The organism is Pseudomonas sp. NPDC089396 (genome assembly GCF_044749545.1).
Lineage (GTDB): Bacteria > Pseudomonadota > Gammaproteobacteria > Pseudomonadales > Pseudomonadaceae > Aquipseudomonas.
On record NZ_JBIVIC010000004.1, the window covers coordinates 461,846 to 473,399 of the forward strand.

General features: G+C 64.6%; 10 protein-coding genes and 1 pseudogene. 6 read left to right on the top strand and 5 right to left on the bottom strand.

Going from position 1 to position 11,554, the window contains the following annotated elements; all coding sequences use genetic code 11:
- Positions 1 to 22: 22 nt before the first annotated feature.
- The 5 genes from ACIPZB_RS10285 to ACIPZB_RS10305 form a co-directional block, all read right to left on the bottom strand.
- The gene (locus ACIPZB_RS10285; protein ID WP_400640118.1) at positions 23 to 1,039 is read right to left on the bottom strand and encodes an ABC transporter permease; all 1,017 of its coding nucleotides are present in this window, start codon (positions 1,037 to 1,039) and stop codon (positions 23 to 25) included.
- Positions 1,039 to 2,097 (bottom strand): microcin C ABC transporter permease YejB, encoded by a 1,059-nt coding sequence (locus ACIPZB_RS10290; protein WP_400640119.1) that lies wholly within the window; start codon positions 2,095 to 2,097, stop codon positions 1,039 to 1,041. Before ACIPZB_RS10290 ends, ACIPZB_RS10285 begins: the two co-directional genes overlap by 1 nt.
- Positions 2,094 to 4,013, bottom strand: coding sequence for an extracellular solute-binding protein (locus ACIPZB_RS10295; RefSeq protein WP_400640120.1), 1,920 nt, complete (start codon positions 4,011 to 4,013; stop codon positions 2,094 to 2,096). The genes ACIPZB_RS10290 and ACIPZB_RS10295 overlap by 4 nt, the downstream gene beginning before the upstream one ends.
- Before the next feature lie 16 nt (positions 4,014 to 4,029).
- Positions 4,030 to 4,311: a peptidylprolyl isomerase gene (locus tag ACIPZB_RS10300; protein ID WP_008095626.1), complete on the bottom strand. Its 282-nt coding sequence runs from the start codon at positions 4,309 to 4,311 to the stop codon at positions 4,030 to 4,032.
- 80 nt (positions 4,312 to 4,391) lie between these two features.
- Positions 4,392 to 5,453, bottom strand: a complete 1,062-nt coding sequence (locus ACIPZB_RS10305) for a 3-deoxy-7-phosphoheptulonate synthase (RefSeq protein WP_400640121.1) — start codon at positions 5,451 to 5,453, stop codon at positions 4,392 to 4,394.
- A gap of 644 nt (positions 5,454 to 6,097) precedes the next feature.
- On the opposite strand from ACIPZB_RS10305, the gene benA reads away from it, so the two are divergent.
- The 6 genes and pseudogenes from benA to ACIPZB_RS10335 all read left to right on the top strand — a co-directional run.
- A complete protein-coding gene (gene benA, locus ACIPZB_RS10310) occupies positions 6,098 to 7,456 on the top strand; it encodes a benzoate 1,2-dioxygenase large subunit (RefSeq protein WP_400640122.1) in 1,359 nt (452 codons plus the stop codon).
- Positions 7,453 to 7,938 carry a benzoate 1,2-dioxygenase small subunit gene (gene benB / locus ACIPZB_RS10315; protein WP_400640123.1) on the top strand — a complete coding sequence of 162 codons (486 nt, stop codon included), beginning with the start codon at positions 7,453 to 7,455 and terminating at the stop codon, positions 7,936 to 7,938. The genes benA and benB overlap by 4 nt, the downstream gene beginning before the upstream one ends.
- A gap of 70 nt (positions 7,939 to 8,008) precedes the next feature.
- Positions 8,009 to 9,019, top strand: coding sequence for a benzoate 1,2-dioxygenase electron transfer component BenC (gene benC, locus ACIPZB_RS10320; protein WP_400640124.1), 1,011 nt, complete (start codon positions 8,009 to 8,011; stop codon positions 9,017 to 9,019).
- A 234-nt stretch (positions 9,020 to 9,253) separates the two neighbouring features.
- Positions 9,254 to 10,015 (top strand): 1,6-dihydroxycyclohexa-2,4-diene-1-carboxylate dehydrogenase, encoded by a 762-nt coding sequence (locus ACIPZB_RS10325; protein ID WP_400640125.1) that lies wholly within the window; start codon positions 9,254 to 9,256, stop codon positions 10,013 to 10,015.
- 51 nt (positions 10,016 to 10,066) lie between these two features.
- Positions 10,067 to 11,413 (top strand): MFS transporter, encoded by a 1,347-nt coding sequence (locus tag ACIPZB_RS10330; RefSeq protein ID WP_400640126.1) that lies wholly within the window; start codon positions 10,067 to 10,069, stop codon positions 11,411 to 11,413.
- A 28-nt stretch (positions 11,414 to 11,441) separates the two neighbouring features.
- Positions 11,442 to 11,554: pseudogene (locus ACIPZB_RS10335) on the top strand (muconate cycloisomerase); the annotation flags it as partial.

Here is an 11,554-nt window from a genome sequence, read left to right on the forward strand (position 1 = left end):
TTGGACTTAGCTTCTTGGACAGTCAGCTTCTTGGGTCGAACGCCTCGCGCAAAGCGTCGCCAATGAACACCAGCAGCGACAGGATCACCGCCAGTGCAAAGAACGCGGTGAAGCCCAGCCATGGCGCCTCCAGGTGCTGCTTGCCCTGGGTCACCAACTCGCCCAGCGAAGCACTCCCGGCCGGCATGCCGAAGCCCAGGAAGTCCAGCGCCGTCAGCGTGGTGATCGCGCCGGTGAGCATGAACGGCACATAGGTCAGGGTGGCATTCATCGCATTGGGCAGGATATGCCGCAGCATCACCTGGCTGTCGGGTAGCCCCAGCGCGCGCGCGGCCTTCACGTATTCCAGGTTGCGTCCACGCAGGAACTCGGCGCGCACCACATCGACCAGGGTCAACCAGGAGAACAGCGCCATGATCCCCAGCAGCCACCAGAAGTCCGGCTCGACGAAGCCACTGAGGATGATCAGCAGGTACAGCACCGGCAACCCCGACCACACCTCCAGCAGGCGCTGGCCGAGCAAGTCGACCCAGCCACCGTGATAGCCCTGCAGGGCGCCGGCGACCACGCCCACCAGCACGCTGACCAGGGTCAAGGCGAAGGCGAACAGCAGTGATATCCGCGTGCCATAAAGTACCCGTGCCAGGACGTCGCGGCCCTGGTCATCGGTACCCAGCCAATTGCGGGTGCTCGGCGGGCTCGGGGTGGGCACCTGCAGATCGTAGTTGGGCGTGTCGGCGCTGAACGGGATCGGCGCGAACAGCATCCAGCCGCCCTGGCCCTCGATCAGCTGGCGGACATAAGCACTTCGGTAGTCTGGCTGGAACGGCAACTGGCCACCGAACTGCTGCTCGGTGTAGCGCTTGAGTGCCGGGACGTACAGTTCGCCCTTGTAGCCAAGCAACAGCGGTTTGTCGTTGGCCACCAGTTCCGCGCCCAGGCTCAGCAGCAACAGGCCGGCGAACAGCCAGAGCGATATCCAGCCACGGCGGTTGCGGCGAAAGCGTTGCAGGCGGCGACGGGAAACGGGCGAGAGCATCAGTGCGTCCTCGCGTCGAAGTCGATGCGTGGGTCGAGCAGGGTATAGGACAGGTCGCCGATCAGGCGGATCAACAAGCCCGCCAAGGTGAAGATGAACAAGGTGCCGAATACCACCGGATAATCACGTGATACCGCCGCCTCATAGCTCAGACGGCCCAGGCCATCGAGCGAGAAGATCACCTCGATCAGCAGCGAGCCGGCAAAGAACACGGTAATCAGCGCCTGCGGCAACCCGGCCAGCACCAGCAGCATGGCGTTGCGCAGCACATGGCCGTAGAGCACGCGCCGTTCGCTCAGGCCCTTGGCCTTGGCGGTGACCACGTACTGGCGGGAAATTTCGTCGAGAAAGGCGTTCTTGGTCAGCAGGGTGAGGGTGGCGAAGCCGCCGATCACCAGCGCCCCGACGGGCAGCACCAAATGCCAGAAATAGTCGGCGAGCTTGCCCAGCAGGCTCAGTTGGTCGAAGTCCTCCGACACCAGCCCGCGCACCGGGAACCAGTTCAACGAGGTGCCGCCGGCGAACAGCACGATCAGCAACAGGGCGAACAGGAACGAGGGCAGGGCATAGCCGATCACGATCAGCGCACTGCTCCAGGCATCGAAGCGGCTACCGTGGCGCACCGCCTTGCGGATGCCCAGCGGGATCGACACCAGGTAAGTGATCAGCGTGGCCCAGAAGCCCAGCGACAAGGTCACCGGCAGTTTGTCGAGGATCAGGTCGGTGACCTTGGCGCCGCGAAAGAAGCTCTGACCGAAATCCAGCCGGGCGTACTGGCCGAGCATCAGCCACAGTCGCTCGCTGGCGGACTTGTCGAAGCCGTACTGGCGCTTGATCTCCTCGATCAGCTTCGGGTCCAGGCCCCGGGTGGCGCGAGACTCACTGTGCACCACCTCCGCGCGGGCACCTGGTGCGCCGCCGCCCAGGCCTTGCAAACGTGCGACAGCCTGCTCCACCGGACCACCCGGTGCGGCTTGGACGATGGCGAAATTGACCAGCAGGATCGCCAGCAACGTGGGAATGATCAGCAGCAGGCGGCGCAGAATGTAGGCGGTCATGGCGTGGCCTTCAGGCGTTCGGCCATTTGCTCGTTGGTCAGCGCCTCCGAGCTGATTTCCCACCAGCTGTCCAGCCCCTCGTCATAGGCGGGCTGGACCTTGGGCAGGCCGAAGCGGTTCCACCACACGGTCGAGCTGCCGGGCGGGTAGTAGTTGGGCACCCAGTAGTAGTTCCACTGCAGCACCCGGTCCAGGGCATGGGCGTGGCGCAGCATGTCGGCCTGGGTGCTGGCGCGTACCAGACCGTCGACCAGGCGGTCCACCGCCGGGTCCTGCAGCACCATCAGGTTGTTCGAGCCCGGGTCGTGGGCCGCGGCGGAGCCGAAGTAGTTGTACATCTCGGCGCCCGGCGACAGGGTGACCGGGTAGCCGGTGACGATCATGTCGTAGTCGCGTGCCATCACCCGGTTGATGTACTGGGCCGAGTCGACATTGCGGATGTTCAGGGTGATGCCGATCTGCGCCAGGTTACGCTTCCAGGGCAGCAGCAGGCGCTCCATGCCGGCCTGGCCGTTGAGGAAGGTGAATGCCAATGGCTGGCCCTCGGTGTTTACCAGGCGATCACCGTCGGGGTGCCAGCCCGCCTGCTGCAATAGGGCGAGCGCCTGCAGCTGTTGCGCGCGGATGATGCCCGAGCCGTCGGTGACCGGTGCGCTGAACACCTGGGTGAACACCTCGTCAGGCACCTTGCCACGCAAGGGTTCGAGCAGTTTCAGCTCCTCGGCGTCCGGTAGCGCGCGGGCGGCCAGCGGGGTATTGGCGAACACGCTCTGCTGGCGGATGTACATATTGCGCATCATCTGCCGGTTGCTCCATTCGAAGTCCCAGAGCATGGCCAGCGCTTGGCGCACGCGGCGGTCCTTGAACGGTGGCTGGTCGAGGTTGAACACGAAGCCCTGGGCGGTCTGCGGCTTGGCCGGGCCCAGGTGGGCACGCTGCAGGCGGCCGTCGTCCAGTTGCGCGCCGTTGTAACCGAGCGTGTAGGCGGTGGCGGAGAACTCGCGGTTGTAGTCGTAGCCGCCGCCCTTGAGCACCTGGCGGGCGACTTCGGTGTCGCCGAAGTACTCGATGCGAATGCGTTCGAAATTGTAGCGGCCACGGCTGACCGGCAGGTCCCGGGCCCACCAGTTCGGGTCGCGCTCGAAGGTGATGCTGCGGCCGTTGTCGATGCGGCCGATACGGTAGGGGCCACTGCCGACCGGCTTGGCGAAGCCGGCGCCGTTGGCGAAGTCGCGGTCGGGCCAGTCGTGCTCGGGCAATACCGGCAGGCTCGCCAGGTCCAGGGCCAGGGTACGGCCGTGGGGTTGCTTGAGGTCGAAGCGAACCCGGTGGGCACTCTCCACCGTGACGCCGGCGACATCGGCGAACTGGGTGCGGTACTTGAGGCTGCCCTGGGCCATCAGCTTGTCGAAGGTGAAGCGCACGTCTTCGGCGCGCACCGGCTTGCCATCGGCGAACGTGGCCCGTGGGTCGATCTCGAAGCGCAGCCAGGCGTCATCCGGGCCCCGTTCCATGCGCCGGGCAATCAGGCCATAGACGGTGTAGGGCTCATCGAACGAGCGCACGGCCAGCGGTGCATACAGCCAGCCATCGACCTCGCTGACGCCGGTGCCTTTGTCGATATACGGAAGAATGTGGTCGAACTGGCCAATCTCGATGGCCGAACGGCGCATCAAGCCGCCCTTGGGGGCTTCGGGGTTGACGTAGTCGAAGTGGCGGAAGCTTGCGGTGTAGCGGGGGGCTTCACCGTAGACGGTGAGGGCGTGGGTAGGGGCGGCCTGGGCGGTGATGCTTGCGCACACCAGCAGGAGCCAGGCCAAGGCCCTATCGCCGGCAAGCCCGCTCCCACAGGTCAGTTGCAGGCGTTGAAAGCCGCGCGGTGCCTGTGGGAGCCGGCTTGCCGGCGATGGGGCCATCAGCGATGTCAGCCGATCAGTCCTGACGGCTGGTCACTTCCAGCAGGTGGTAGCCGAACTGGGTCTTGACCGGGCCTTGCACGGTGTTCAGCGGCGCGCTGAAGACCACAGTGTCGAACTCCTTGACCATCTGGCCCGGACCGAACGAGCCCAGGTCACCGCCTTGACGGCTGGACGGGCAGGTGGAGTTGGCTTTGGCGATTTCAGCGAAGTCGGCACCGGCTTCGATCTGGGCTTTCAGTTCGTTGCACTTCTCTTCAGAGCTAACGAGGATGTGGCGGGCAGTGGCGCGTGCCATGGGTACTACTCCTTGGGGTGAAAAGGGCAAGCCTAGCGCACTTGCTTGGGAAATGTCTCGCAAGGCTTGCCGCATGTTTCCTACAAGCTCGCGGCCGCGCCGCGAAGCAAGGTTTCGGTCGCCGTCCAGCCCAGGCAACCGTCGGTGATCGACACGCCGTACTTCAACGGGCCCTTGCCCAGTGCCTGGCAGCCATCGAACAGGTGCCCCTCGAGCATCACCCCGACAATCGAGCTGTCGCCGGCCAGACGCTGGGCCAGCACGTCTTCGAACACGGCCGGTTGCCGTGCCGGATCCTTGCCGCTGTTGGCGTGGCTGCAGTCGACCATGATCCGCGCCTGCAAACCCGCCTTGGCCAGCCCTTGGCGAGCCTGGGCAATGCTGTTGGCATCGTAGTTCGGTCCTTTGTGCCCGCCGCGCAGCACCAGGTGGGTGTCCGGGTTGCCCAGGGTCTCGATGATCGCCGGATGGCCCTGCGCATCCATGCCGAAGTGGCGGTGCGGGGCTGCTGCGCTGCGCATGGCATCGCAGGCGATGGCCACGCCACCGTCGGTGCCGTTCTTGAAGCCGACCGGCAACTGCAGGCCACTGACCATTTCCCGGTGGATCTGCGATTCGGTGGTGCGCGCGCCAATCGCGGCCCAGCCCAGCAGGTCATCGAAGTAGCCAGCCGCCATGGGCTGCAGCAGTTCGGTGGCAATCGGCAGGCCGCGTTCGATCATGTTCAGCATCAAGCCACGGGACAGGGCGATGCCGGTATGCATGTCGTCGCTGCCGTCCAGGTGCGGGTCGTAGGCCAGACCCTTCCAGCCCACCGTGGTACGGGGCTTTTCCACGTAGGCGCGCATCACCAGCAGCAGCTTGTCGCCGACTTCGCGGCTGAGGGCGGCCAGGCGGTCGGCGTATTCCAGGGCCGAGCGAGGGTCGTGGATCGAGCACGGGCCGACGATCACCAGCAGGCGTTCATCACGGCCTTCGAGAATGTCACGGATAGCTTGGCGGTGGCGGTGGACTTGCTGGGCGAGCTCGGTGGGCAGCGGCATCTGCTGCTTGAGCAGGTGCGGGCTGGGCAGGCGCTGGCTGACGGTGGTGTTGGCAGCCTGCGGTTGGGTCAGGGGCAGAGCGAGGTTCGAAGCGTGCATGGCGTAGGTTCCCTGGGCGGACGGCGGGTTCTGGCCCGCGTGGTCGGCCCTATCGAGGTGTTCGACTAGTCGTTGATTGATTGTCTACAGCGTTGCCACCCGTGATGGACCGATCGGAGGCGGCAGGCTGGCCCGAACGGGATTGGCTAAATCGCCAGGCGTAGGTGCTTGCGTAGTAATAAGTGGCGTAGTTCATGAATCTGTCCTCAAGATGAATCGGTAATTTTGAAAGGCCTGAAAAGCAAAACCCCCGGTCGGGGAGCCGACCGGGGGTTTGAGTATTCTCATGTTCGGCGGCCCCTCGAAGGTGGGCGCCGTGTGGGTATCGGCGCCTAGTGGCTAAACCAATACCCAAAATAAAAGCCAGCAGTTGCCTTGCAGCCAGCAACGGCCAGCACAGGGCGCAGGGTGCGACCGGTGTGGTTGGCGTGGTTGCGGGTGTGTTTCGGCATGTTGCTCTCCAGTGAATGAGCCCGAGCTTACTTCAGGTGATGGGCCGCGTTCAATGGATAAATGCTATGGGGTCGATCATTTGTGCCTTGGCTTGCAGAAAACGGATAGCGCTTTGCAACCAGTGGATATTGCCGCCAACCCGCCCGCCCTAACCTGACCCGGTCTGAACAATAACAATGGAGACCCTGGCCATGTCCCTGGGATTCGACTACCTCAATGCCATGCTCGAGGACGACCGTGAACAGGGCATCTACCGCTGCAAGCGCGAGATGTTCACCGACCCACGCCTGTTCGACCTGGAGATGAAGCACATCTTCGAGGGCAACTGGATCTACCTGGCCCACGAAAGCCAGATCCCCGAGAAAAACGACTTCCTCACCCTGACCATGGGGCGCCAGCCGATCTTCATCGCGCGCAACAAGGACGGTGAGCTCAATGCCTTCCTCAACGCCTGCAGCCACCGCGGCGCCATGCTCTGCCGGCACAAGCGCGGCAACCGCTCAAGCTATACCTGCCCGTTCCACGGCTGGACCTTCAACAACAGCGGCAAGCTGCTCAAGGTCAAGGACCCGAGCAACGCCGGCTACCCGGACAGCTTCAACTGCGACGGCTCCCACGACCTGACCAAGGTCGCCCGTTTCGAGTCGTACCGGGGCTTTTTGTTCGGCAGCCTCAATGCCGACGTCAAACCCCTGGTCGAGCATCTGGGCGAGTCGGCCAAGATCATCGACATGATCGTCGACCAGTCGCCCGAGGGCCTGGAAGTGCTGCGCGGTGCCAGCTCGTACATCTACGAAGGCAACTGGAAGCTCACTGCCGAGAACGGTGCCGACGGTTACCACGTCAGTTCCGTGCACTGGAACTACGCCGCCACCCAGAACCAGCGCAAGCAGCGCGAGGCGGGTGACGAGATCAAGACCATGAGCGCCGGTGCCTGGGCCAAGCAGGGCGGTGGCTTCTACTCCTTCGACCACGGCCACCTGCTGCTCTGGACCCGCTGGGCCAACCCCGAGGACCGCCCCGCCTACGAGCGCCGCGATCAGCTCGCCGCCGATTTCGGCCAGGCCCGTGCCGACTGGATGATCGAGAACTCGCGCAACCTGTGCCTGTACCCGAACGTCTACCTGATGGACCAGTTCAGCTCGCAGATCCGCATCGCCCGGCCGATTTCGGTGAACAAGACCGAGATCACCATCTACTGCATCGCGCCCAAGGGCGAGAGCACCGATGCCCGCGCCAAGCGTATCCGCCAGTACGAAGACTTCTTCAATGTCAGCGGCATGGCCACCCCGGACGACCTGGAGGAGTTCCGTTCCTGCCAGACCGGCTACGGCGGCGGCACCGGCTGGAACGACATGTCGCGCGGCGCCGCGCACTGGGTCGAGGGCGCCGACGAGGCGGCCCGGGAGATCGAACTCAAGCCGCTGCTGTCGGGCCTGCGCACCGAGGATGAGGGCCTGTTCGTGCTGCAGCATAAGTACTGGCAGGAAACCATGATCCAGGCGCTGAAAGACGAGCAGCGACTGATCCCCGTGGAGGCCGTGCAATGAGCCTTTATGAAACCGTGCGCGATTTCCTCTACCGCGAAGCGCGCTACCTGGACGATGCCCAGTGGGACCAGTGGCTGGAGCTGTACGCCAGCGACGCCAGCTTCTGGATGCCGTCGTGGGACGACAACGACCGCCTCACCGAGGACCCGCAAAGCGAGATCTCGCTGATCTGGTACGGCAATCGGGGAGGCCTCGAGGACCGGGTGTTCCGCATCAAGACCGAGCGTTCCAGCGCGACCGTGCCGGACACCCGCACCTCGCACAACATCAGCAACATCGAGATCGTCGAGCAGGGCGAGGGCAGCTGCCAGGTGCGCTTCAACTGGCACACCCTGAGCTTTCGCTACAAGACTACCGACAGCTACTTCGGCACCAGCTACTACACCCTCGACCTGCGCGGCGAGCAGCCGCTGATCCTGGCCAAGAAGGTGGTGCTGAAGAACGACTACGTGCGTCAGGTCATCGACATCTACCACATCTGAATCGAGGCAACGCGAGCTGCCCGGTGTGCCTGTTGGCGCGCCGTGGCCAGCCTCGCCCGCGAGGTGCAACATGAGCTTCCAGATCGCGCTTAATTTCGAAGACGGGGTCACCCGCTTCATCGAGGCCAGTGGCCATGAAACCGTGGCCGACGCCGCCTACCGCCAAGGCATCAATATCCCGCTGGACTGCCGCGACGGCGCCTGCGGCACCTGCAAGTGCAAGGCCGAATCCGGGCGTTACGACCTGGGCGACAACTTCATCGAAGACGCCCTGAGCGAGGATGAGATCGCCGACGGCTACGTGCTGACCTGCCAGATGCGCGCCGAAAGCGACTGCGTGGTGCGCATTCCGGCGTCCTCGCAGCTGTGCAAGACCGAACAGGCCAGCTTCGAGGCGGCCATCAGCGACGTGCGCCAGCTGTCGGCCAGCACCATTGCCTTGTCGATCAAGGGCGAGGCCCTGAGTCGCCTGGCGTTCCTGCCGGGGCAGTACGTCAACCTCAAGGTGCCCGGCAGCGAGCAGAGCCGGGCCTATTCCTTCAGCTCGCTGCAGAAGGATGGCGAGGTCAGTTTCCTGATCCGCAACGTGCCGGGTGGACTGATGAGCAGCTTCCTCACCAGCCTGGCCAAGGCCGGCGACAGCATGAGCCTGGCTGGCCCTTTGGGCAGCTTCTACCTGCGCCCGATCCAGCGTCCGCTGTTGCTGCTGGCCGGAGGTACGGGCCTGGCGCCGTTCACGGCGATGCTGGAGAAGATCGCCGAGCAGGGCAGCGAGTACCCGCTGCACTTGATCTACGGGGTCACCAACGACTTCGACCTGGTCGAGCTGGACCGCTTGCAGGCCCTGGCCGCGCGCATCCCCAACTTCACCTACAGCGCCTGTGTGGCCAACCCCGACAGTCAGTATCCGCAGAAGGGCTACGTGACCCAGCACATCGAGCCACGCCACCTCAATGACGGCGATGTCGATGTGTACCTGTGCGGGCCGCCGCCGATGGTCGAGGCGGTCAGCCAGTACGTTCGTGAGCAGGGGATCACCCCGGCGAACTTCTACTACGAGAAGTTCGCTGCGGCGGCTTGAGCAGGCGAGGGCTGCGCCCTCGATCGCCGGCAAGCCGGCTCCCACATTGAATCGCTCGCTATCCCTGTGGGAGCCGGCTTGCCGGCGATGAGGCCAGTCCAGGCAACCCAAGGGTTGAAGCCTGACACCAGGCATTGAATCGCTCGCTATCCCTGTGGGAGCCGGCTTGCCGGCGATGAGGCCCGTACAGGCAACAAAAGGTTGAAGCCTGACACCAGGCTAAGGAAGCAACAGATGAACAACAGATTCCAAGGCAAAGTCGCCCTGGTCACCGGCGCCGCCCAAGGCATCGGCCGTGGCGTGTGCTGGCGGCTCAAGGCCGAAGGCGCGCAAGTGGTGGCAGTAGACCGCTCCGAACTGGTCCACGAACTGGCCGGCGAAGGCATGCTGACCCTCACCGCCGACCTTGAACAGCACGCCGACTGCGCCCGCGTCATGGCCACGGCGGTCGAAACCTTCGGCCGCCTCGACATCCTGGTCAACAACGTCGGCGGCACTATCTGGGCCAAGCCCTTCGAACACTACGAGGTGGAGCAGATAGAGGCCGAAGTACGCCGCTCGCTGTTCCCCACCCTGTGGTGCTGCCACGCCGCGCTTCCGTACATGCTCGAACGCGGCAGCGGCGCCATCGTCAATGTCTCGTCCATCGCCACCCGTGGCGTCAATCGCGTGCCCTACGGCGCGGCCAAGGGCGGCGTCAACGCACTCACCGCGTGCCTGGCCTTCGAAACTGCCGGCCGTGGCATCCGCGTCAACGCCACCGCACCCGGCGGCACCGAGGCACCGGCGCGGCGGGTGCCGCGCAACACCGCCGAGCAGAACGAACAGGACAAGGCCTGGTACCAGCAGATCGTCGACCAGACCTTGAGCAGCAGCCTGATGCACCGCTACGGCAGCATCGACGAACAGGTCGGCGCAATTCTCTTCCTGGCGTCCGACGAGGCCTCCTACATCACCGGCGTAACCCTGCCGGTAGGTGGCGGCGACCTCGGCTAAGCATTTCCAGCACGCTTTTTCTCCACAAAAACAACAAGAGAGACAGATGCCATGCGAACACTCGACGTGCACCCGATCATCGACAATGCCCGCTTCAGCCGCTTCCACTGGATGGTCATGGCCTGGTGCGGCCTGCTGCTGATCTTCGACGGCTACGACCTGTTCATCTACGGCGTGGTCTTGCCGGTGATCATGAAAGAGTGGGGCCTGACCCCGTTGCAGGCCGGTGCCCTGGGCAGCTACGCGCTGTTCGGCATGATGTTCGGCGCGCTGGCCTTCGGCAGCCTGGCCGACCGCATCGGGCGCAAGAAAGGTATCGCCATCTGTTTCGCCTTGTTCTCGGGGGCGACCATCCTCAACGGCTTCGCCAGCAGCCCAAGCGAATTCGGCATCTACCGTTTCATCGCGGGCCTTGGCTGCGGCGGCCTGATGCCCAACGCCGTGGCGCTGATGAACGAATACGCGCCCAAGCGCCTGCGCAGCACCCTGGTGGCGATCATGTTCAGCGGTTATTCGCTGGGCGGCATGCTGTCGGCGGGAGTCGGTATCTTCATGCTGCCGCGCTTCGGCTGGGAGTCGATGTTCTTCGCCGCCGCCGTGCCGCTGCTGCTGTTGCCGGTGATTCTCTACTACTTGCCTGAGTCGATTGGCTTTCTGGTGCGCCAAGGGCGCAGCGAGGAAGCCCGCAAGCTACTCAAGCGCCTCGATCCAACCAGCGACATCCATCCCGACGACACCCTGCAGGCCTCGACTGTGGGAGCGGGCTTGCCCCGAGAAAGGGCCGGCAAATTCAGCGCCGTCCTCGACCTGTTCCGCAACGGCCTGGCCACCCGCACCCTGGCCCTGTGGCTGGCGTTCTTCTGTTGCCTGCTGATGGTCTACGCGCTCAGCTCGTGGCTACCAAAACTGATGGCCAACGCCGGCTACAGCCTGGGTTCGAGCCTGTCGTTCCTGCTGGCGCTGAACTTCGGCGGCATGGCCGGGGCGATCCTTGGCGGCTGGCTGGGCGACCGCTACAACCTGGTCAAGGTCAAGGTCGCGTTCTTCCTGGCGGCAGCGCTGTCGATCAGCCTGCTGGGCGTCAACAGCCCGATGCCGATGCTGTACCTGCTGATCTTCATCGCCGGCGCCACCACCATCGGCACGCAGATCCTGCTGTATGCCGGCGCCGCCCAGCTGTACGGCCTGTCGGTGCGCTCCACCGGCCTGGGCTGGGCCTCGGGCATCGGCCGCAACGGCGCCATCGTCGGCCCGCTGCTTGGCGGTGCGCTGATGGGCATCAACCTGCCGCTGCAACTCAATTTCATCGCCTTCGCCATCCCAGGCGCCATCGCCGCGCTGGCCATGGCCGTGCACCTGGCCAGCGGCCGGCGCCAGGCCCAGGCGGCGACGGCCTGACTGTTCACTGACTAACTGGAGCCCTTGCATGACAAGCCCGACCATTGAGCGTATCGACGCGATCATCGTCGACCTGCCGACCATCCGCCCGCACAAGCTGGCGATGCACACCATGCAACAGCAGACCCTGGTGATCCTGCG